This window comes from Pseudomonas sp. GW823-FHT06E10 (assembly GCF_058794995.1).
On the sequence record NZ_JBXAHJ010000003.1, the window covers coordinates 423,508 to 445,566 of the forward strand.

Sequence of the window (22,059 nt, forward strand, 5' to 3'; positions counted from 1 at the left end):
TACCCCCCCCCCCCCCCCCCCCCCCCCCCCCCCCCCCCCCCCCCCCCGCCCAGTCAACATCACTTTAGCCGCCCCGCCGATAAAGCATTATCATGGCGGCAGTTTCGCTGATCGAGTCCGTCATGAAGTTCGCCATCGCCGTATTTTCCGCCGCCCATGCGCCCTCCTCGCGCCGCGCCCTGCTGTTCGCCCAGGCCGCGCTGGCCGGCGGGCACGAGATTGTCCGGCTGTTTTTCTATCAGGACGGCGTCTACAACGCGTCCGCCAGCGTGGTCACGCCTCAGGATGAACCGGACTTGCCCAAGCAATGGCGTGCCTTTGTCGGTGACCATCAACTCGATGGCGTGGTGTGCATCGCCGCCGCGCTGCGTCGTGGCGTGTTGAACGAGGAAGAAGCCAGGCGCTATCAACGCGAGGCTGTAGCCGTCGGCGCGCCGTGGGAATTGTCCGGCCTCGGCCAATTGCATGACGCCGCGCAGGATGCCGACCGTCTGATCTGTTTCGGAGGTGCATGACATGGCCAAATCCATATTGATCATCAGCCGCCAGTCGCCATGGTCCGGCCCAGGCGCGCGGGAAGCGCTGGATATCGTGCTGGCCGGGGGCGCTTTCGATCTGCCGATCGGCCTGTTGTTTCTCGATGACGGCGTGTTCCAGCTGGCCGCCGGTCAGAACGCCAAGGCCCTGCAACAGAAAGACCTGAGCGCCAACCTGCAAGCCCTGCCGATGTTCGGTGTCGAGGAACTGTTTGCCTGTGGCGACAGCATCACCCAGCGTGGCCTGGACCCCAGCGGCCTGTCGCTGGAAGAAGCCCAAGTGTTGGCCGCCCACGAAATCACCGCCCTCATTGACCGTTACGACCAGGTGATCACCCTCTGATGTCGACTTTGCATGTGTTGTCTCATTCCCCGTTCGGCGATGAACGCCTGACCAGTTGCCTGCGCGTGATCGGCGCCAACGACGGGTTGCTGTTGTCCGGTGATGCCGCCTATGCGTTGCAACCAGGCACCGCGCCGTTCACTGCGCTCAGCGCCCGTGGCCTGAAGCTGTTCGTGCTGGCCGAAGATGCCCGGGCCCGTGCGCTTGCGGTTCCAGACTGGGCCAGTGCCATCGATTACCCGGCCTTCGTCGAGCTGTCGATTCACTACGACAAGGTCAACAGTTGGCTATGAAGGCATTGACGGTCGGCCCCCGCGCCATCGAACTGGACAAGGACGGTTTCCTGGTCGAACTGAGTGACTGGTCCGCCGATGTGGCCAGTGCCCTGGCGGCTGCCGAAGACATCGAGTTGACGCCCGAACACTGGGAAGTCCTCGAACTGCTGCGCAGTTTCTACGCCGAATTCCAGCTGTCACCGGCCACCCGCCCGTTGATCAAGTACACCGCCCTGAAACTCGGCCCGGAAAAAGGCAACAGCCTGCACCTGAACCGACTGTTCAAAGGCACTCCCGCCAAACTCGCCGCGAAACTGGCGGGCCTGCCCAAACCGACGAATTGCTTATGACCGATTACCCAGCACTGACACTCGAAACGCCCGCCGAGCATCCGTTCGCCCAGTTCGTACGGATCCTTGGCAAAGGCAAGCGCGGCGCCCGTGACCTGACCCGGGTCGAGGCCCGGGAAGCCATGGGCATGGTGCTCGATGAAAAGGTCGAGGAAACCCAGCTCGGCGCCTTCCTGATGCTGTTGCGGCACAAGGAAGAAAGCTTCGAGGAGATGGCGGGTTTCACCGAGGCATTGCGCGAACGCCTGAATCCTCCGGCAATGGCAGTGGATCTGGACTGGCCGACCTATGCCGGCAAGAAGCGGCACTTGCCGTGGTATCTGCTGGCGGCCAAGTGCCTGGCGCAAAACGGCGTGCGGATTTTCATGCACGGCGGCGGCGCCCACACGGCCGGACGCTTGTACAGCGAGCAACTGCTGGGCGAATTGAACATCCCGTTGTGCCGTAACTGGCAACAGGTGGGTTCGGCGCTGGATAACGGCGGCCTGGCCTTCATGCCATTGATGGACTGGGCGCCACAGCTGCAACGCATGATCGATCTGCGCAACACCCTGGGCCTGCGCTCGCCGATCCACTCCCTGGCGCGGATTCTCAACCCGCTGGGCGCCCGTTGCGGCCTGCAGAGCATTTTCCACCCGGGTTATCAGGCCGTGCATCGCGACGCCAGTGGATTGCTCGGTGATACCGCCATTGTGATCAAGGGCGATGGCGGCGAGATCGAGATCAACCCGGACGCCGACAGCCACCTGTACGGTACGAGCGGCGGCGAGAGCTGGGACGAGGAATGGCCGCAGTTGTCGGCGCAGCGTCACGTCAAACCTGCCTCGCTTGATCCTGAGCATTTGAAAGCGGTCTGGCGTGGCGACGTGGTCGACAGCTACCCGCAAATGGCCCTGATCTCGACCATGGCCTTGGCCCTGCGTGGCCTCGGCCAGACCCGCGAACAGGCCTTCGAAACCGCTGAAAAATACTGGGCTGCGCGGGACAAATCGATTTAATCGATCATTCGCGCCCGATCTTTGCGCTTTTTGTTCGAACTCATCGGAATAGACTCGACTCCATCGATTATGGGTTTCGGGAGTCTTGAACATGGGTTTGTTAGTGGATGGCCGCTGGCAGGACAAGTGGTACGAGAGCAGCAAGGACGGCGCGTTCCAGCGCGAACAGGCGCAGCGTCGCAACTGGCTGACCGCTGACGGCAAGCCGGGACCGACCGGCGTCGGCGGTTTCGCGGCTGAGCCCGGGCGCTATCACCTGTACGTGTCCCTGGCCTGTCCGTGGGCCCATCGCACACTGATCCTGCGCAAACTCAAAGGCCTCGAAAACCTGATCGACGTTTCGGTGGTCAGTTGGTTGATGCTGGAAAACGGCTGGACCTTCGACCAGCACCTGGGGTCGACCGGCGACAAGCTCGACCATTTCGAATTCATGCACCAGCGCTACACCGCCGACACCGCCGACTACACCGGTCGCGTCACCGTGCCGGTGCTGTGGGACAAACAGCAAAAGCGCATCGTCAACAATGAATCATCGGAAATCATCCGCATGTTCAATGGCGCCTTCGACGATCTGACCGGTAACGACCTGGACTTCTACCCGGCACCGCTGCGGGGAGAAATCGATGCGTTGAACGAGCGGATTTATCCGGCGGTGAACAATGGCGTGTACCGCGCCGGGTTTGCTACCTCGCAACAGGCTTATGAACAAGCCTTCGATGAGGTGTTTGCCGAGCTGGACCGGCTGGAGCTGCTGTTGGGCGCCAACCGCTATCTGGCGGGCGAGTACCTGACCGAAGCGGACATCCGCCTGTTCACCACGCTGATTCGCTTCGACGCGGTGTACTACGGGCACTTCAAGTGCAACCTGCGGCGGATTGCGGATTATCCGAACCTGTCGAACTGGCTGCGGGAGATTTACCAGTGGCCGGGGATCGCCGAGACGGTGGATTTTGAACACATCAAGAATCACTACTACGCCAGCCACCGCACCATCAACCCGACGGGTGTGGTGCCGAAAGGCCCAGCCCAGGACTTCACCGCGACCCATGATCGGGAGCGGTTGAGTGGGAAAGGGGTTTGGCGCAAGGCCTGAGATTTTTGGAGGACTTGAAGGCCCCATCGCGAGCAAGCTCGCTCCCACAAATGATTTGTGTCGTTCACAAATCCCCTGTGGGAGCGAGCTTGCTCGCGATGGGGCAACTCGATCTCAGACCTGCCCCTGAGCCCCTTCGAACCACGCCAGTTTCTCGCGCAGTTGCACCACTTCACCCACGATCACCAAGGTCGGCGCATGCACTTCATGCTCTGCCACCAGTCGTGGCAGGTCCGCCAGGGTGCCGGTAAACACCCGCTGGTTGACCGTGGTGCCCTGCTGGATCAGTGCCGCCGGGGTATCGGCGGCGCGACCATGCTTGATCAACTGTTCGCAGATGATCGGCAAGCCCACCAGCCCCATGTAGAACACCAGGGTTTGCGCCGGGGCGACCAGATCGGCCCATGGCAAATCGCTGGAGCCGTCCTTGAGGTGGCCGGTGATGAAACGCACCGACTGCGCATAATCGCGGTGGGTCAGCGGAATCCCGGCATAGGCCGCGCAACCGCTGGCTGCCGTGATCCCCGGCACGACCTGGAACGGGATGCCATGGGCCGCCAGCTCTTCGATCTCCTCGCCACCACGACCGAAGATGAACGGATCGCCGCCCTTCAATCGCACCACACGCTTGCCTTTCTTGGCCAGATCCACCAATTGCTGGTTGATCTGATCCTGCGGCACCGCGTGATCGGATCGGCGCTTGCCGACGTAAACCCGCTCGGCGTCGCGACGGCACAGTTCGAGAATCGCCGGTGCCACCAAACGGTCGTACAGCACCACGTCGGCTTGCTGCATCAGACGCAATGCCTTGAACGTCAGCAGGTCGGGATCACCTGGCCCTGCGCCCACCAGATAGACTTCACCGGTCGCCACTGGCGCCTCACCATCGATTTTCGCCTGGAGCAACCGCTCGGCTTCACCGCCCTGCCCAGCCAGTTGCCGATCGGCAACCGGGCCCTGGAAAACATCTTCCCAGAACGCCCGACGCTGCTGCACATCCGGAAACAGGCCTTTGACCTGATGACGGAATCGCGCAGCCAGCCCGGCCAATTGACCGTAGGTGGAAGGAATCCAGGTTTCGATCTTGGCGCGAATCAAACGTGCCAGCACCGGCGCATCGCCGCCGCTGGACACTGCAATGATCAAGGGAGAACGGTCGACGATGGCCGGGAAGATCACACTGCACAGGGCCGGCGCGTCCACCACGTTGACCGGCACGCAACGCCGATGGGCATCGGCGGAGACTTGTGCGTTCAGCGTTTCATCGTCGGTGGCGGCAATGATCAGCCCGCAACCGTCCAGATCCGCCTCGGCGTAGCCACGCAACAGGCACTCGCCACCGCTGCCGGCAACCAGCTCGCGCAATTGCGCTTCGATTTCAGGTGCAACCACCCGCAGCAGCGCACCGGCATCGGCCAGCAGGCGGGATTTGCGCAAGGCAATCTCCCCCCCGCCGACGACCAACACACGACTGCCGCGAAGGTTGTGAAACAGCGGCAGATAGTTCATTTAGCCGATGACCTCAAGGCCACCCATGTAGGGCTTGAGGACTTCAGGCACACGGATCGAACCGTCGGCCTGCTGATAGTTCTCGAGCACCGCGACCAGGGTACGGCCCACCGCCAGGCCGGAGCCGTTCAGGGTGTGTACCAGTTCCGGCTTGCCGGTTTCCGGGTTGCGGAAACGCGCTTGCATGCGGCGGGCCTGGAAGTCGCCGCAGTTGGAGCACGACGAGATTTCGCGGTACTTGTCCTGGCTCGGGATCCACACTTCCAGGTCGTAGGTCTTGACCGCGCTGAAGCCCATGTCGCCGGTGCACAGCGCCAGGGTGCGGTAAGGCAGTTCCAGCAATTGCAGGACTTTCTCGGCGTTGGCGGTCAGGCCTTCCAGCGCTTCCATGGATTTCGATGGCTCGACGATCTGCACCATTTCAACCTTGTCGAACTGGTGCTGGCGGATCATGCCGCGGGTGTCACGACCCGATGCACCGGCTTCGCTGCGGAAGCACGGCGTGTGGGCGACGAACTTGATCGGCAGCAGTTTCGAATCGACGATTTCGCCGGCGACGATGTTGGTCAGCGACACTTCAGCGGTCGGGATCAAGTACAGGTCGGCTTCGCCTTCGCGCGCGATCTTGAACAGGTCTTCTTCGAACTTCGGCAGCTGGCCGGTGCCTTGCAGCGCCGGGGCCTGGACCAGATAAGGCGTGTAGGCCTCTTCGTAGCCGTGCTCGGTGACGTGCAGGTTGATCATGAACTGCGCCAGGGCGCGGTGCAGACGGGCAATCGGGCCGCGCAGCAGGGCGAAACGGGCGCCGGACAGCTTGGCGGCGGTTTCGAAGTCCAGCCAGCCGAACTTCTCGCCCAGGGCGACGTGGTCCTGAACCGGGAAATCGAAGGCAGTCGGGGTGCCCCAGCGGCGCACTTCGACGTTGCCGTCTTCGTCTTCGCCGACCGGCACCGATTCGTGCGGCAGGTTGGGGATACCCAGCAGGATCGAGTCCAGATCGGTCTGGATCGCGTCCAGTTCGACTTTACCCGCGCTCAATTCGCCCGCCATGCGCTCGACGTCCGCCATCAGCGGCGCGATGTCTTCGCCGCGCTGCTTGGCCTGACCGATGGATTTGGAGCGCGCATTACGTTCAGCCTGCAGTGCTTCGGTGCGGGTCTGGACGGTCTTGCGCTGTTCTTCCAGCGCTTCGATGCGCGCAACATCCAGGGTATAGCCACGGGATGCCAGGCGGTCCGCTACGTCCTGAAGGTTGCTACGTAACAGTTTGGAATCGAGCATGTCGGTTTCTCGTTTATCAAAGTTTGGTCAAGGACAGGCCGGCCCAGGTGGCAAGCAGCCCGCCGAATACGCTGAGCGCCGCATAGCCCAGGGCTAGCGGCACTTGCCCGCTTTCCAGCAGGCGCACCGTATCCAGTGAAAAGGATGAAAAAGTCGTCAGCCCCCCGAGGAAGCCAACGATCAACCCGGCACGCACCTCGATGGGCACCTCCGGGCGTATCAAAAACAGACCGTATAGAACGCCGATCAGCAAACAGCCCACGATATTAACGGCCAGCGTCGCGGTATAGAAGTGCCGAGGCCAATTCGCGTTGATCCAGTTGCCCGTGACGAAGCGCAACAACGTGCCGGCCATCCCGCCGACGGAAACCGCAACGATCAAGGGAAGCACTATTTTCTCCGCTGCCTTGGGCTTAAACGGTCGAGTTTCGCCAGGTGATTGAGTTTTTCGCCGATCTTCAACTCCAGGCCACGGGGCACGGGCTGATAGAACGGGATCGGGTCGAGTTCTTCCGGGAAATAGTCTTCGCCAGCGGCATAGGCGTCCGGCTCATCGTGGGCATAACGGTATTCATCGCCGTAGCCCAATTGTTTCATAAGCTTGGTCGGCGCGTTGCGCAGGTGCAGCGGCACTTCCAGCGAGCCGTGCTCGGCGGCGGCGCGCAATGCCGTCTTGAAGCCCATGTACACCGCGTTGCTCTTTGGCGCGCAGGCCAGATAGGTGATGGCCTGGGCCACCGCCAACTCGCCTTCGGGGCTGCCGAGGCGCTCCTGCACTTCCCAGGCCGCCAGGCACAGGCTGAGGGCGCGGGGGTCGGCATTGCCGATGTCTTCGCTGGCCATGCGCACCACACGCCGGGCCAGGTACAAGGGGTCGCAACCGCCGTCGATCATCCGTGCGAACCAGTACAAGGCGCCGTCGGGGTTGGAGCCGCGCACCGATTTATGCAGCGCGGAAATCTGGTCGTAGAACGCTTCGCCGCCCTTGTCGAACCGTCGGCGGGTGTCACCGAGCAGGCTTTGCAGCAGGTCGGTGCCGATTTCGCTGTTGTCTTCCGCCAGGTCCGAGGCGTTTTCCAGCAGGTTGAGCAGACGCCGACCATCGCCATCGGCGGCCGACAGCAGCATCTGGAAGCCTTCGTCGCTGAGGGTCAGGTTACGTTTACCCAGGCCACGCTCTTCGGTCAGCGCGCGGTGCACCAGTTTGCGCAGGGCCGCTTCGTCGAGGCTTTTCAGCACATAGACCCGCGCCCGCGACAGCAAGGCGTTGTTGAGTTCGAACGAGGGATTTTCCGTGGTTGCGCCGATGAAAATCAGCGTACCGTCTTCGACATAGGGCAGGAACGCATCCTGCTGGGACTTGTTGAATCGATGCACTTCGTCGACGAACAGAATGGTGCGGCGGCCGTACTGCGCGGCCTGCTGTTTGGCGATTTCCACCGACTGGCGGATCTCCTTGACCCCGGCCAGCACCGCCGAGACCGTTTCGAAGTGCGCGTCCGAGACTTCCGCGAGCAATCGCGCCAGGGTGGTTTTGCCCACGCCCGGCGGCCCCCAGAAAATCATCGAATGCAGGGCACCCTGCTCCAGCGCCTCGCGCAGGGGCTTGCCGCGAGCGAGCACGTGTTCCTGACCGACGTACTCGTCCAGATTGGCCGCGCGCAAACGGGCGGCCAGGGGCTGGGCGATGGGAGCGCTGCGAAACAGATCCATGGCGTACGTTTAAAACCTCACTGGTCCTCTATTCCCTGTAGGAGCGAGCCTGCTCGCGATTGACGTCAACGATAACGCTGGCAGCCTGACACCCTGCGGTGTCTTTGCGTTCATCGCGAGCAGGCTCGCTCCTACAGGGTTTTGCGTTTTATTCCTGGATTACATCGGCACCCTTGGGAATATCGAACTTGAACTTGGACGCCGGGATCGGCTCGTTCGCCTTCACCCCGGTGAACAGGATATTGGTGCGCTGGCCGACGCTGTCGATCAGTTGCATATCATTGACCAGGCCATTGCGGAACGACAGGCGCAGGCTGTCGAACAGGGTGTCCTTGGTCTTCGGCTTCAAGGTGAAGTCAATCACGCCGCCGGCTTCCTTGGCACTGATGTCGAAGCTCTGGCTGATCTTGGACACGTCACCGGACAACAGCAAGGCCGGGGTCTGGGTCAGGCGCTGGTCGAGGTTCTTGATGGTGGCCTGTTCCAGATCCGGGTCCCACAAGGTGACTTTCTTGCCATCGGAGATCATGGTCTGTTCGGCTGGCGCATCGGTGTGCCAGTAGAACAGGCCCGGACGCTGCAGGGACATCTCGCCGGCGGTTTCCTGCAATTGGGTGCCTGTGCCATCAAGGGTCAGTTGCGAGAAACGTGCGGTCAGGGTCTGGGATTTTTCCAGCAGTTGGGTCAGGCGCGCCACGTCCTTGTCATCGGCGTTAGCCTGGAGCGTGGTCAAGGCCAGTACCGGCAGCAACAGCATGCGGATCAGACGCATGGGAGTCCTCATAACATTCGTGGGAGTGCGGGAGGCGCAAAGGCGCCCCCCCTTTCATACTCGGGTCAGTCGCGCACCGGCCCCGGGGCCAGGACTTCACGCGAACCGTTGGTGTTCATGGACGTCACGACCCCGGCCATTTCCATGGCTTCGATCATGCGCGCAGCGCGGTTGTAGCCGATCTTCAGCTTGCGCTGAACCGCGGAAATGGAGGCACGACGGCTTTCCAGCACAAACTGGACCGCTTCGTCGTACAGCGCGTCGGCCTCGGGATCGTCACCGTCGCCGCCACCGCTGCTGCCTTCAAAGCCACTGCCCGCCTCTTCGACGCCATTGAGGATGTCGTCGTTGTATTCCGGCGCACCCCGCAGCTTCCAGGCTTCCACCACGCGGTGAACCTCATCGTCGGACACGAAAGCACCGTGAACACGAATCGGCAGGCTGGTACCCGGCGGCATGTAGAGCATGTCACCGTGGCCCAGCAGTTGTTCGGCGCCGCCCTGGTCGATGATGGTCCGCGAGTCGATCTTGCTCGATACCTGGAACGCCATGCGGGTCGGGATGTTGGCCTTGATCAGACCGGTGATCACATCCACCGACGGACGCTGGGTCGCAAGGATCAAGTGGATACCGGCCGCACGAGCCTTTTGCGCGATACGGGCGATCAGTTCTTCAACCTTCTTGCCGACGATCATCATCATGTCGGCGAATTCGTCGACTACGACCACGATGGTCGGCAGCTTCTGCAGCAGTGGCGCTTCGTCGTGGATGCTTTCACGCTTGTACAGCGGATCACTCAACGGCTCGCCGGCGTCCTGGGCTTCCTTGACCTTGGCGTTGAAGCCCGACAGGTTTCGCACGCCCATCTTGGCCATCAGCTTGTAGCGTCGCTCCATCTCGGCAACGCTCCAGCGCAGGGCGTTGGCGGCGTCTTTCATGTCGGTGACAACCGGGCACAGCAGGTGCGGAATGCCTTCGTAGATCGACAGTTCCAGCATTTTCGGGTCGATCATGATCAGCTTGGCGTCTTCCGGGCCAGACTTGAACAGGATCGACAGGATCATCGCGTTCACACCCACCGACTTACCGGAACCGGTGGTACCGGCGACCAGCAAGTGCGGCATTTTCGCAAGGTCGGTGATGACCGGCTTGCCGCCGATGTCATGGCCCAGGGCCAGGGTGACCGGGGATTTGAAGTTGTCGTATTCCGGAGTCGACAACACCTCGGAGAAACGCACGATCTGCCGATCTTCGTTGGGAATCTCGATACCGACCGTGGTCTTGCCCGGAATCACTTCCACCACGCGCACGCTGGTCACGGCCAGGGAACGGGCCAGGTCTTTGGCCAGGTTGGAGATTCGGCTGACTTTTACCCCGGCCGCCGGCTGGATTTCGTAACGGGTGATCACCGGGCCCGGGTGGATCGAATCCACTGCGACTTCAACGCCGAATTCCTTGAGCTTGATTTCCAGCAAGTGGCCGACCGCAGCCAGGGATTCAGGCGAGTAATTGAGTTGTTTCTTTTCCGCCGGGTCGAGAATCGAAATCGGCGGTAAGGTGCCTTCCACGGCACTGTCGACGAACAGCGGCGCCTGCTTTTCTTTCTCGACGCGTTTGCTCGGTGCGGCGGGCTTTGGCGGCGCGGGCGCAATCACCGGCGGCACCTGCTTCTCGCGCTCGGACATGTGCTTGCTCAGGGCTTGCTCACGTTCGATCAGACGTTCCTTGACCTTGGCCTGCTCGCGTTTGTCGGTAACGGTCGGCGCAACCACTTCATCCATACGGTCGTCGACTTCACGCAACTGGGCAACCAGCTGTTTGCGCTCGGTACGGGCCGCCCACCAGCGATTGGCGGCGCCCTGGAACAGTTCGAACAGATCGAGGGTGATCTTGCCGGTGATGTCCATCACCTTGAACCACGACAGGTCGGTAAACACAGTCAGGCCGAACAGGAACAACGCAATGAACAACAGCGTGCTGCCCTGGATATTCAGGGCGTTCCTGGCCAGTTCGCCGAGGCTTTCCCCCAGCGCACCGCCCGCACCGGCCGGCAGACCGGTCGCGGCATGAAAATGGATATGGGCCAGAGCGGCGCCCGACAGCACCAGGAACACCAGGCCGATCAGGCGCCAGGAGAACAGCCACCCGCTCCACTGCCACGGCTCGTGACGCTGGCGGAAGATCTGGTACGCCTTGATGGCCAGCAGCAACGGGAAGATGTAGGCGAAGTAACCCAGCACCATGAACAGGATATCGGCGCTGTAGGAGCCCGCTGGCCCGCCGAAGTTCTGTACATCGTCGATCTTGCTGTTATGACTCCAGCCCGGATCGTCCTTGCCATAGGTCAACAAGGCCATCATCAGGAACAGGCACAAGGCACCGATGGCGATCAGCGCACCTTCCTTGAGTCGGTAGTGCAAGTGCTGGCGCCAGAGCGGCACGACGGCTGGTTTGGGTGCTGCGGTGGATTTCTTCAAAACGCTTCTTTTCCTGCGCCAATGGCGCGTCCATCTGGTGAATGTCTATAAAAACCGCGAAAAAACTGCCCAATCCAGGCAGGTAATAAAGTTAACACGTGTAACCGGGACTACTTTTAACACTGCACCCCTGTTTCTATAAACACGGCGCACACTGAATATATGTAACACGCAGGGCATTGTACGGGTTTGTACGCACGACGCCATGCTTGAGACCCTTGGATGCAGCATAGTCAACAGCACATGACATGCCATTCAATTTGAGCATGCATTCTCTTTGGTGACAAAGGCTTATGAGGTGTTTTTTATGAGCGAAGCGAAGCATTCCCGCCTGATTATCCTGGGCTCCGGCCCTGCCGGTTACAGCGCGGCAGTTTATGCCGCCCGCGCCAACCTCAAGCCGGTTGTCATTACCGGCATCCAGGCAGGTGGCCAGCTCACCACCACCGTCGAAGTGGATAACTGGCCAGGCGACGTTGAAGGCCTGACCGGACCGGTGCTGATGGATCGCATGCAAAAACACGCCGAACGCTTTGCCACCGAGATCGTTTACGACCACATCCATACCGCCAAGTTGCAACAACGGCCGTTCGAGCTGATCGGCGATGGCGGCACCTACACCTGCGACGCCTTGATCATTGCCACCGGCGCCTCCGCGCAATACCTGGGCCTGCCGTCGGAAGAAGCGTTCGCCGGCAAAGGAGTTTCGGCGTGCGCGACCTGTGATGGATTTTTCTATCGCAATCAAGTGGTTGCCGTGGTCGGCGGCGGCAACACGGCGGTCGAGGAAGCCTTGTACCTGTCGAACATCGCCAAAGAAGTGCACCTGATCCATCGGCGCGACAAACTGCGCTCGGAGAAAATCCTCCAGGACAAACTCTTTGAAAAGGCCGCCAACGGCAATGTTCGCCTGCACTGGAACCAAAACCTGGACGAAGTGCTCGGCGATGCCAGCGGCGTGACCGGTGCCCGCCTGCGGGACAGTCACACAGGTGAAACCCGGGAGCTGCCGCTGGCCGGGGTGTTTATCGCCATCGGCCACAAACCCAACACCGACCTGTTCACGGGCCAACTGGAAATGCGCGACGGGTATCTGCAGGTCAAGGGTGGCAGCGAAGGCGATGCCACCGCTACGGCGATTGCAGGTGTGTTTGCCGCCGGTGACGTGGCCGACCACGTTTATCGCCAGGCCGTTACATCTGCCGGTGCCGGTTGCATGGCGGCGCTGGACGCTGAAAAATACCTGGACGACATTCCAACCGTTTGAAGGCAAACTTTATGGCGGGCCAACACCCGCCACTGCCCTCCCCTTCTGCAAGCCCGGATGCCATGCTGACTTGGTTACAACGCAATACCTTGCATTTCCCACCACTGGAAAAGGCCATGCGCGACCCCAACGGGCTGCTGGCCGCCGGTGGTGATCTGTCCGCCGATCGGCTGATCTCGGCTTATCGCCACGGCTGCTTCCCTTGGTTTTCCGAGGGCCAGCCAATCCTCTGGTGGTCTCCGGACCCGCGTACGGTGCTGTTTCCCGACGAATTGCACGTCTCGCGCAGCCTGAACAAACTGCTACGCCAGCAACGCTATCAAGTGACCTTTGACCAGGACTTCGCCGCCGTCATCCGCGCCTGTGCCGCGCCCCGGGATTACGCCGACGGCACCTGGATCACCGAGGCCATGCAGGACGCCTACATCGAACTGCACAGGCGTGGCCACGCGCACTCGGTGGAAGTGTGGGACGGGGACGAACTGGTGGGCGGGCTCTACGGCCTGGCGATGGGCCAGCTGTTTTTCGGCGAGTCCATGTTCAGCCTCGCTGACAACGCCTCGAAATTCGGCTTTGCCACACTGGTGCGGCATCTGAAAGACTCGGGTTTTGTACTGATCGATTGCCAGATGCCCACCGATCACCTGCACAGTCTCGGAGCCCGGGCGATACCCCGCCATGAATTTGCCAACTATCTGGCCAGGCATCTGGACCAGCCCAATCGCGCTAGCTGGGTTTGCTGAGCGACTTTTGCGCAGGTGGCTTACACTTATTCAAAAGCATTATCCCGAGGGTTGATCATGACCGAGTTGGCGCGATTGAAGTTCTATGCCACTCAGCCGCACTCTTGCAGTTATCTGCCGGAGGAGCAGGCCACAACCCTGTTCCTCGACCCTAGCCAGCCCATGGATGTGCATGTCTATGCAGACCTGTCGGAGATGGGGTTTCGTCGCAGTGGCGATCATCTCTATCGGCCGCATTGCCAGAATTGCAATGCCTGCGTTCCGGCGCGCATTCCCGTGGGACAGTTCACGCCCAACCGGCAACAGAAACGCATCTTCAAGCGCAACGTGGATTTGCAGGTACGTCCAGCCAAGCCCGGCTTCAACGAAGAATACTTCGACCTCTACCAGCGCTATATCGAACAGCGTCACGCCGATGGCGACATGTACCCGCCGAGTCGCGACCAGTTTTCGACATTCCTGGTGCGGGACCTGCCGTTTTCAAGATTTTATGAATTTCGCCTGAATGGCCGGCTGCTGGCCGTCGCCGTCACCGATTTACTGCCGAACGGTCTTTCGGCGGTCTACACCTTCTACGAACCCTCCGAAGAGCGCCGCAGCCTTGGGCGCTATGCGATCCTGTGGCAAATCGCCGAGGCCAGGCGGCTGGGGCTGGATGCGGTCTACCTCGGCTACTGGATCAAAAACTGCAAAAAAATGAACTACAAGACTCAATATCGCCCTATTGAGTTGCTGATTAATCAGCGCTGGGTGGTTCTAAACTAGAGCCGCCCCTAAACCCCTTGGCTTAAACCCCATTTTTCGGGCACAATGCACGCCGCTTTTGCCTGGCGCAGTTGCACCGGGCCATTCATTGGACACCGAGGGCTTTACTGCATGTCGAAAGAAGACAGCTTCGAAATGGAAGGCACTGTCGTCGACACCCTGCCCAACACCATGTTTCGTGTGGAGTTGGAAAATGGGCACGTCGTAACCGCGCACATCTCCGGCAAGATGCGCAAGAACTACATCCGTATTCTTACCGGCGACAAAGTGCGCGTAGAGCTGACTCCTTATGACTTGAGCAAAGGGCGCATCACTTACCGCGCTCGATAAGGTTGGAGCGAGCTTGCTCGCGAAAAACCTGACGGTACCGCGTCAAGTCAGAGTCCCCGCATCATCATTGACGAACATCGCGAGCAAGCTCGCTCCTACAGAGATAGGGCTCACTCGCTAAGCAAGTCAATACAAAACGCCCGGCTTATGCCGGGCGTTTTTGTTTGCCTGTAATTTACCCCCCCCACCTCCTGTAGGAGCGAGCTTGCTCGCGAAAAACCTGAGAGCACCACGTCAAGTCAGACTCCCCGCATCATCGTTGACGACCATCGCGAGCAAGCTCGCTCCCACAGACAGCAGACATGCCGATCAACAGACAGCAAAAAGGCGCCTCTCGGCGCCTTTTTGTTTTGCGGTTTAACGTCAGGCCATCTCGGCCGTGGTCTCGAACTCGAAGGTCAGCTCTCCGTCCTTGATGTCGATGTGTACCACACCGCCATGCTCGGCCAGTTCGCCAAAGAGAATCTCCTCCGCCAGCGGACGCTTGATCTTGTCCTGGATCAGGCGAGCCATTGGGCGAGCACCCATCGCCGCGTCGTAGCCACCTTCGGCCAGCCAGTTGCGGGCTGCATCGGTGACTTCCAGCAACACACGCTTGTCTTCCAGTTGCGCCTGAAGCTCGGTAAGGAACTTGTCCACCACGCTCTTGATAACCTCATGACTGAGGCGACCAAACTGGATGATGGTGTCCAGACGGTTGCGGAATTCCGGCGTGAAGCTCTTCTTGATCACTTCCATCGCATCGGACGAGTGATCCTGATAGGTGAAACCGATCGAAGCCCGGGCTGCAGTCTCGGCACCGGCGTTGGTCGTCATGATGACGATCACGTTACGGAAATCCGCCTTGCGCCCGTTGTTATCGGTCAACGTACCGTGGTCCATGACCTGCAACAGCAGGTTGAAGACTTCCGGATGCGCCTTCTCGATTTCATCGAGCAACAACACGCAGTGTGGCTGCTTGGTAATGGCTTCGGTGAGCAGACCGCCCTGATCGAATCCGACATAACCAGGAGGCGCACCGATCAGACGCGATACGGTGTGGCGCTCCATGTACTCGGACATGTCGAAACGAATCAGCTCGACACCCAAGGCCTTGGCCAACTGACGCGCCGCTTCGGTTTTACCGACACCGGTAGGCCCTGCGAACAGGAACGAACCGACAGGCTTGTCAGGGGACTTGAGGCCGGCACGGGACAGCTTGATCGCGGTTGCCAGCGAGTCGATCGCGGCATCCTGACCGAACACGGTCAACTTCAGGTCACGCTCGAGGTTACGCAGCAGTTCCTTGTCGGAACTGGTGACGTGTTTTGGCGGAATGCGCGCGATTTTCGCGACGATGTCCTCGACTTGCGGCACTTCGATGCGCTTCACACGCTTCTCGACCGGTTGCAGGCGCTGATAGGCACCCGCCTCGTCGATGACATCGATAGCCTTGTCCGGCATATGACGGTCGTTGATGTAACGCGAGGCCAGTTCGGCAGCCGCGCGCAGGGCCTCATCACTGTATTCGATATTGTGATGGCTTTCGAAACGCCCCTTCAGGCCGCGCAGAATGCCAATGGTGTCTTCCACCGAAGGCTCCGACACATCGACCTTCTGGAAGCGCCGGGCCAAGGCACGGTCCTTCTCGAAGATGCCGCGGAATTCCTGGAAGGTGGTTGAACCGATGCAACGGATATCACCCGAGGACAGCAGCGGCTTGAGCAGGTTCGAGGCATCCATGACGCCACCGGACGCGGCACCCGCACCAATGATGGTGTGGATCTCGTCGATGAACAGGATCGCCTGCGGACGTTTTTTCAGTTCATTGAGCAACGCCTTGAAGCGCTTCTCGAAATCGCCACGGTATTTGGTCCCGGCCAGCAACGCGCCGAGATCAAGAGAGTAAACCACGCTGTTGGCCAGCAGGTCCGGTACCTGGTCGTCGACAATGCGCTTGGCCAGGCCTTCGGCAATCGCGGTTTTACCCACGCCCGCCTCGCCCACCAGCAGCGGATTGTTTTTGCGCCGACGCGCCAGGATCTGCGCAACGCGCTCGACTTCCAGCTCACGCCCCACCAGCGGATCGATGCGACCCTGGCGCGCGAGTTCGTTGAGGTTGCTGGCATAAGCATCCAGGGGATTGCCTGAGGAAGAAGACTCACCGCCCTCGTCGTCCTGCATATCTTGCTCACCTTCAGAGTGATCGCCATGCCCCGGCACTTTGGAAATGCCATGGGCGATGTAGTTGACGACATCTATACGGGCAACGCTCTGCTGTTTCAGCAGGAACACCGCCTGACTCTCTTGCTCACTGAAGATCGCGACCAGCACGTTGGCGCCAGTCACTTCGCGTTTGCCCGAGCTCTGTACGTGAAACACAGCACGTTGCAGTACACGCTGGAAGCCCAGGGTTGGCTGGGTTTCGCGATCCTCGTCATGCACGGGGATCAATGGCGTGGTGGAGTCGATGAACTCCTGCAGGTCATGCTTGAGTTTGTCGAGGTTTGCGCCGCACGCACGCAGAACGGTGGCGGCAGCCTCATTGTCCAATAGGGCCAGCAAGAGGTGCTCGACGGTCATGAACTCATGACGCTTCGAACGAGCTTCCTTGAAGGCAAGATTGAGGGTGACTTCGAGCTCGCGGTTTAACATAGCTTCACCTCATACCCAAGTGTCCGGCGATTAACCGTCCTTCTCGATTTCACAGAGTAGCGGATGCTGGCTTTCCCTGGCGTACTGGTTGACCTGCATGGCCTTGGTCTCGGCGATGTCGCGGGTAAACACTCCACATACTGCCCGTCCTTCTGTGTGGACGGCCAGCATGACCTTGGTCGCCAGCTCGCGATTCAGGTTAAAAAACACCTCGAGCACTTCGACGACGAAATCCATCGGTGTGTAGTCATCATTGAACAAAACCACCTTGTACATCGGCGGCGCCTGTAAAGCAGGCTTGGCCTCCTGAACAGCAATGCCTGCGGAATCGTCGTCGTGTTCCTCCGGGCGATCCTTCTGGAGAGTCGGGCGATCCTGATTGAATGTTAGTCGAATCTGGCTGATTGCATGCATGGAAAGAAAGGTTCGTCAGTTGTTCAAATACAGTGGTGGGGGCGGCTATCAGCGATTTCAACTCCGACTGCCGGGTCAGCTTGACTATCGGCAAAACGGTGTTACAACCAATAGAGCCCACAGTGGGTAAAAAAGGTCCGCGGAGTCAATCTTATTTACAGATTCGACTGCGGATGTACTGGATGATACTCCAGTGATGGAGTGTGTTGCAGAGGGAGTTGGGTATGTCAGGCGGCAAGGTCAGCGGCAAGGTCAAATGGTTCAACAATGCCAAGGGTTACGGTTTCATCAATGAGGACGGCAAGACAGAAGACCTGTTTGCCCACTACTCCGCCATCCAGATGGAAGGTTATAAAACCCTGAAAGCCGGGCAATCTGTCGTATTCGACATCATCCAGGGCCCCAAAGGCCTGCACGCGGTCAACATCGGCAGCCCGGTGGGCGCTTCGAAAGCGACGGCATCCGCCCCGCAACAGACCGTTACAGTGTAAGTCCACACCGTCATAGCGCCATAAAAAAACCGCCTGACTCATCTACTTGAATCAGGCGGTTTTTGTGTGCCTGCGTTTTCTTACATGTGCGAGATCAGCGCATCACCGAAGCCGGAAGACGACACCAGTTTGGCGCCTTCCATCAGACGCTCGAAGTCATAGGTCACGGTCTTGGCGGAAATCGCGCCGTTGGTGCCCTTGATGATCAGGTCGGCCGCTTCGGTCCAGCCCATGTGGCGCAGCATCATTTCAGCCGACAGGATCAACGACCCCGGGTTGACCTGGTCCTTGCCGGCGTACTTCGGCGCCGTACCGTGGGTGGCTTCGAACATGGCGACGGTGTCGGACAGGTTGGCACCCGGCGCAATACCGATACCGCCCACTTCCGCCGCCAGGGCGTCGGAGAGGTAGTCGCCGTTCAGGTTCAGGGTCGCGATCACATCGTACTCGGCCGGGCGCAGCAGGATCTGCTGGAGCATGGCGTCGGCGATGGCATCCTTGACGATGACGTTCTTGCCGGTTTTCGGGTTCTTGAACTGCATCCACGGGCCACCGTCGAGCAGGGTCGCGCCGAACTCTTCAGCCGCCACTTCGTAGGCCCATTCCTTGAAGGCACCTTCGGTGAACTTCATGATGTTGCCTTTGTGCACGATGGTCAGCGAATCGCGATCGTTGTCGACCACATATTGCAGGGCCTTGCGCGCCAGACGCTTGGTGCCCTGCAGGGACACCGGCTTGACGCCGATACCGCAGTTCTCGTCAAAACGGATCTTGGTAACGCCCATTTCTTCTTTCAGGAACTTGATGACCTTGGTGGCTTCCGGCGTACCGGCCTTCCACTCAATGCCCGCGTAGATGTCTTCGGAGTTCTCGCGGAAGATGGTCATGTCGACATCGCCTGGCTTCTTGACCGGGCTAGGCACGCCTTCGAACCAGCGCACCGGGCGCAGGCAGACGTACAGGTCGAGCTGCTGACGCAGGGCTACGTTCAGGGAACGGATGCCGCCACCGACCGGGGTGGTCAGCGGGCCCTTGATGGAAACCACGTAATCCTTGACCGCGTCCAGGGTTTCCTGAGGCAGCCAGGTGTCCTGATCGTAAACCTGAGTCGCTTTCTCCCCGGCGTACACCTCCATCCAGGAAATCTTGCGTTCGCCACCGTAGGCCTTCTTAACAGCAGCATCGACAACCTTGATCATGACCGGGCTGATGTCGACACCAATGCCGTCACCTTCGATGAAGGGGATGATCGGGTTATTAGGAACATTGAGAGAATGGTCTGCATTGACGGTGATTTTGTCGCCGACGGCTGGAACCTGAATCTTCTTGTAACCCATGCTGAACTCCATTGATTGGATTGAACATCTGGCTTGGTTCGAGCGTAACCCAGTTGAATCGGCGCGCAAACCCTATGTTCCATCGATCTGGCGCAAAGCCTTGCAACTCGCGCGCTACAAGCCTGAAAGCAAAGGGAAAAGCGCCAAAAACAAGCACGACGAGTGACCTTACGCCCTGCTCGCCCCTGCGACCTTTAGACCAATGGACGACATTCGTTGCATATGAACCATCGGCAGATTGCCAGCTACCTATGTATAATGCCGCCCGCTGACCACAGGGTCACGACGGCTGAAGTGCTCTACGATGAGACTTTCCGCCCGGCAAGCCGGCCTGTTATCGCAGTCCGGCTACTTGACGCCCTACTGATGCACCCAACATCACAGCAACGAAACCTCGATATTCGGCTCATGGATGACTTTGAACGAACGCGCTTACCCGGCGCCCTCGAGTTTCTGCGCACGCTTTAGCAAAGAAGAGAGAGTTAATCCGAATATGCCCACCCGCTCGAAGATCATCTATACCTTCACCGACGAAGCTCCTGCCCTCGCCACCTATTCACTGTTGCCTATCGTAGAGGCGTTCACCGCCTCGGCTGATATCGCCGTTGAAACCCGCGATATCTCTCTTGCAGGGCGCATCCTGGCCAGCTTCCCCGAGCAACTGGGTGACAAAGCCGTAGCCGACCACCTCGCCGAACTGGGCGCCCTGGCCGTTACGCCTGAAGCCAACATCATCAAATTGCCGAACATCAGCGCCTCGGTTCCGCAACTGCAAGCCGCGATCAAAGAGCTGCAAGCCCAGGGCTACGCACTGCCGGACTACCCTGAGACCGTCACCTGCGACGCCGACAAGGAAGCCAAGGCGCGTTACGACAAGATCAAGGGCAGCGCCGTGAACCCGGTCCTGCGCGAAGGCAACTCCGACCGCCGCGCGCCGTTGTCGGTCAAGAACTACGCACGCAAGCACCCGCACAAAATGGGCGCGTGGGCCAAGGACTCCAAGTCCCACATCGCGCACATGAGCACCGGCGATTTCTACGGCAGCGAAAAAGCCGCCCTGATCGACGCCGCTGACGCCGTGAAGATCGAACTGATCGCCCAAGACGGCACCGCGACCGTCCTGAAAGAAAAAACCAGCGTACAAGCCGGTGAGATCCTCGATTGCGCGGTACTGAGCAAAAACGCCCTGCGCAGCTTCATCGCGGCTGAAATCGAAGACGCCAAGGCACAAGGCGTGCTGCTGTCGGTTCACTTGAAAGCCACCATGATGAAGGTCTCCGACCCGATCATGTTCGGCCAGATCGTTGCCGAGTTCTATAAAGACGCACTGGCCAAGCACGCTGACGTGCTGTCACAGATCGGCTTCAACCTGAACAACGGCATCGGCGACCTGTACGCTCGTATCAAGGCTTTGCCTGCCGAGCAGCAAGCGCAGATCGAAGCTGACATCCAGGCGGTCTACGCCGTTCGCCCTTCCCTGGCGATGGTCAACTCCGACAAAGGCATCACCAACCTGCACGTGCCGAGCGACGTGATCGTCGACGCCTCGATGCCGGCAATGATCCGTGACTCCGGCAAGATGTGGGGCACCGACGGCCAGTTGCACGACACCAAAGCCGTGATCCCGGATCGCTGCTACGCCACCATCTACCAGGCCGTGATCGAAGACTGCAAAGCCAACGGTGCGTTCGATCCGACCACCATGGGCAGCGTGCCGAACGTTGGCCTGATGGCGAAGAAAGCCGAAGAGTACGGTTCTCACGACAAGACTTTCCAGATCAAGGCTGACGGCGTTGTTCGCGTCACCGACAGCAAGGGCAACCTGCTGATGGAACAGGCTGTTGAAGCCGGCGACATCTTCCGCATGTGCCAGACCAAAGACGCGCCGATCCAGGACTGGGTCAAACTGGCCGTCAACCGTGCTCGCGCCAGCAGCACCCCGGCGATCTTCTGGCTGGACCCGATGCGCGCCCACGACGGCGTAGTGATCGAGAAAGTTCAGGCTTACCTGAAGGATCACGACACTGCCGGCCTGGACATCCAGATCATGGCACCGGTCGACGCGATGAAGTCCACCCTGCAGCGTACCCGCGCCGGCAAGGACACCATCTCGGTAACCGGCAACGTACTGCGCGACTACCTGACCGACCTGTTCCCGATCATGGAACTGGGCACCAGCGCCAAGATGCTGTCGATCGTGCCGCTGATGAACGGCGGTGGCCTGTTCGAAACCGGCGCCGGCGGTTCGGCTCCGAAGCACGTTCAGCAACTACTGGAAGAAAACTTCCTGCGCTGGGATTCGCTGGGTGAATTCCTGGCCCTGGCCGCGTCCCTGGAACACCTGGGCGTGACCTACAACAACCCCAAGGCGCTGGTTCTGGCCAAGACCCTGGACCAGGCCACCGGCCAGTTCCTGGACAACAACAAGTCGCCATCGCGCAAAGTCGGCAATATCGACAACCGCGGCAGCCACTTCTATCTGGCGCTGTACTGGGCTCAGGCCCTGGCTGCCCAGACCGAAGACGCTGCACTGCAAGCGCAGTTCGCGACCCTGGCCAAGACCCTGACCGAAAACGAGGCGACCATCGTTGCCGAACTCAACGCCGTTCAGGGCAAGCCAGTGGACATCGGCGGTTACTACCACGCCGACGCCGAGCTGATCAGCAAAGCCATGCGCCCAAGCGCAACCTTCAACGCGGCTGTCGCTGCGCTGGTTTAAGGTTGTAAGGGA

General features: G+C 60.1%; 22 protein-coding genes. 13 read left to right on the forward strand and 9 right to left on the reverse strand.

All coding sequences use genetic code 11. The features are described from left to right. Positions 1-122: 122 nt before the first annotated feature. The 6 genes from tusD (at position 123) to AC1Q6Y_RS07630 (ending at position 3,595) form a co-directional block, all read left to right on the forward strand. A complete protein-coding gene (tusD, locus tag AC1Q6Y_RS07605) occupies positions 123-515 on the forward strand; it encodes a sulfurtransferase complex subunit TusD (RefSeq protein ID WP_429521610.1) in 393 nt (130 codons plus the stop codon). 1 nt (position 516) lies between these two features. Continuing rightward, complete coding sequence (gene tusC, locus AC1Q6Y_RS07610; protein WP_154861339.1) at positions 517-879, forward strand: sulfurtransferase complex subunit TusC; 363 nt, start codon at positions 517-519, stop codon at positions 877-879. After that, complete coding sequence (tusB, locus tag AC1Q6Y_RS07615; RefSeq protein ID WP_492586112.1) at positions 879-1,172, forward strand: sulfurtransferase complex subunit TusB; 294 nt, start codon at positions 879-881, stop codon at positions 1,170-1,172. The genes tusC and tusB overlap by 1 nt, the downstream gene beginning before the upstream one ends. Next, entirely contained in the window at positions 1,169-1,504 is a 336-nt protein-coding gene (locus AC1Q6Y_RS07620; protein WP_057714179.1) for a TusE/DsrC/DsvC family sulfur relay protein, read from the forward strand. Before tusB ends, AC1Q6Y_RS07620 begins: the two co-directional genes overlap by 4 nt. Beyond that, positions 1,501-2,502, forward strand: coding sequence for a glycosyl transferase family protein (locus AC1Q6Y_RS07625; protein WP_154946703.1), 1,002 nt, complete (start codon positions 1,501-1,503; stop codon positions 2,500-2,502). Before AC1Q6Y_RS07620 ends, AC1Q6Y_RS07625 begins: the two co-directional genes overlap by 4 nt. Positions 2,503-2,593: 91 nt before the next feature. Beyond that, a complete protein-coding gene (locus AC1Q6Y_RS07630; protein ID WP_492624307.1) occupies positions 2,594-3,595 on the forward strand; it encodes a glutathione S-transferase family protein in 1,002 nt (333 codons plus the stop codon). Positions 3,596-3,709: 114 nt separating this feature from the next. On the opposite strand, the gene cysG is transcribed toward AC1Q6Y_RS07630, so the two are convergent. The 6 genes from cysG to AC1Q6Y_RS07660 all read right to left on the reverse strand — a co-directional run bounded on the left by cysG (position 3,710) and on the right by AC1Q6Y_RS07660 (position 11,347). Beyond that, positions 3,710-5,104 (reverse strand): siroheme synthase CysG, encoded by a 1,395-nt coding sequence (gene cysG / locus AC1Q6Y_RS07635; protein ID WP_057714176.1) that lies wholly within the window; start codon positions 5,102-5,104, stop codon positions 3,710-3,712. After that, complete coding sequence (gene serS, locus AC1Q6Y_RS07640; RefSeq protein ID WP_057714175.1) at positions 5,105-6,385, reverse strand: serine--tRNA ligase; 1,281 nt, start codon at positions 6,383-6,385, stop codon at positions 5,105-5,107. 16 nt (positions 6,386-6,401) lie between these two features. Then, positions 6,402-6,776, reverse strand: a complete 375-nt coding sequence (crcB, locus tag AC1Q6Y_RS07645) for a fluoride efflux transporter CrcB (RefSeq protein WP_057714174.1) — start codon at positions 6,774-6,776, stop codon at positions 6,402-6,404. After that, entirely contained in the window at positions 6,776-8,098 is a 1,323-nt protein-coding gene (locus AC1Q6Y_RS07650; protein ID WP_492624308.1) for a replication-associated recombination protein A, read from the reverse strand. The genes crcB and AC1Q6Y_RS07650 overlap by 1 nt, the downstream gene beginning before the upstream one ends. A gap of 148 nt (positions 8,099-8,246) precedes the next feature. Further along, positions 8,247-8,870: an outer membrane lipoprotein periplasmic chaperone LolA gene (gene lolA, locus AC1Q6Y_RS07655; protein WP_008049385.1), complete on the reverse strand. Its 624-nt coding sequence runs from the start codon at positions 8,868-8,870 to the stop codon at positions 8,247-8,249. Between the two features lie 65 nt (positions 8,871-8,935). Further along, entirely contained in the window at positions 8,936-11,347 is a 2,412-nt protein-coding gene (locus AC1Q6Y_RS07660; protein ID WP_057714172.1) for a DNA translocase FtsK, read from the reverse strand. Positions 11,348-11,654: 307 nt separating this feature from the next. Here AC1Q6Y_RS07660 and trxB point away from each other — a divergent pair, with 307 nt between their 5' ends. From trxB to infA, 4 genes are all read left to right on the forward strand, one after another. Beyond that, positions 11,655-12,614 carry a thioredoxin-disulfide reductase gene (gene trxB / locus AC1Q6Y_RS07665; protein WP_429521614.1) on the forward strand — a complete coding sequence of 320 codons (960 nt, stop codon included), beginning with the start codon at positions 11,655-11,657 and terminating at the stop codon, positions 12,612-12,614. A 62-nt stretch (positions 12,615-12,676) separates the two neighbouring features. Continuing rightward, on the forward strand, positions 12,677-13,357 hold the full coding sequence (aat, locus tag AC1Q6Y_RS07670) for a leucyl/phenylalanyl-tRNA--protein transferase (RefSeq protein WP_057714170.1): 681 nt from the start codon (positions 12,677-12,679) through the stop codon (positions 13,355-13,357). Between the two features lie 57 nt (positions 13,358-13,414). Then, a complete protein-coding gene (locus AC1Q6Y_RS07675) occupies positions 13,415-14,122 on the forward strand; it encodes an arginyltransferase (RefSeq protein ID WP_057714169.1) in 708 nt (235 codons plus the stop codon). A 111-nt stretch (positions 14,123-14,233) separates the two neighbouring features. Beyond that, a complete protein-coding gene (infA, locus tag AC1Q6Y_RS07680; RefSeq protein ID WP_002553999.1) occupies positions 14,234-14,452 on the forward strand; it encodes a translation initiation factor IF-1 in 219 nt (72 codons plus the stop codon). Positions 14,453-14,815: 363 nt separating this feature from the next. On the opposite strand, the gene clpA is transcribed toward infA, so the two are convergent. Both clpA and clpS read right to left on the reverse strand, forming a co-directional pair. After that, positions 14,816-17,086, reverse strand: coding sequence for an ATP-dependent Clp protease ATP-binding subunit ClpA (clpA, locus tag AC1Q6Y_RS07685; protein WP_057714168.1), 2,271 nt, complete (start codon positions 17,084-17,086; stop codon positions 14,816-14,818). A 30-nt stretch (positions 17,087-17,116) separates the two neighbouring features. Then, on the reverse strand, positions 17,117-17,500 hold the full coding sequence (gene clpS / locus AC1Q6Y_RS07690; RefSeq protein ID WP_020799529.1) for an ATP-dependent Clp protease adapter ClpS: 384 nt from the start codon (positions 17,498-17,500) through the stop codon (positions 17,117-17,119). A 224-nt stretch (positions 17,501-17,724) separates the two neighbouring features. On the opposite strand from clpS, the gene cspD reads away from it, so the two are divergent. Beyond that, complete coding sequence (gene cspD / locus AC1Q6Y_RS07695; protein WP_492624309.1) at positions 17,725-17,991, forward strand: cold shock domain-containing protein CspD; 267 nt, start codon at positions 17,725-17,727, stop codon at positions 17,989-17,991. A gap of 80 nt (positions 17,992-18,071) precedes the next feature. Here cspD and icd read toward each other — a convergent pair whose 3' ends face one another. Then, positions 18,072-19,328: an NADP-dependent isocitrate dehydrogenase gene (gene icd / locus AC1Q6Y_RS07700; protein ID WP_007972065.1), complete on the reverse strand. Its 1,257-nt coding sequence runs from the start codon at positions 19,326-19,328 to the stop codon at positions 18,072-18,074. On the opposite strand from icd, the gene AC1Q6Y_RS07705 reads away from it, so the two are divergent. Both AC1Q6Y_RS07705 and AC1Q6Y_RS07710 read left to right on the forward strand, forming a co-directional pair. Next, the gene (locus AC1Q6Y_RS07705; RefSeq protein WP_218496212.1) at positions 19,327-19,494 is read left to right on the forward strand and encodes a hypothetical protein; all 168 of its coding nucleotides are present in this window, start codon (positions 19,327-19,329) and stop codon (positions 19,492-19,494) included. The two genes, icd and AC1Q6Y_RS07705, sit on opposite strands and share 2 nt — an antisense overlap. A gap of 327 nt (positions 19,495-19,821) precedes the next feature. Further along, positions 19,822-22,047, forward strand: a complete 2,226-nt coding sequence (locus AC1Q6Y_RS07710) for an NADP-dependent isocitrate dehydrogenase (RefSeq protein WP_057714166.1) — start codon at positions 19,822-19,824, stop codon at positions 22,045-22,047. Positions 22,048-22,059 lie beyond the last annotated feature (12 nt).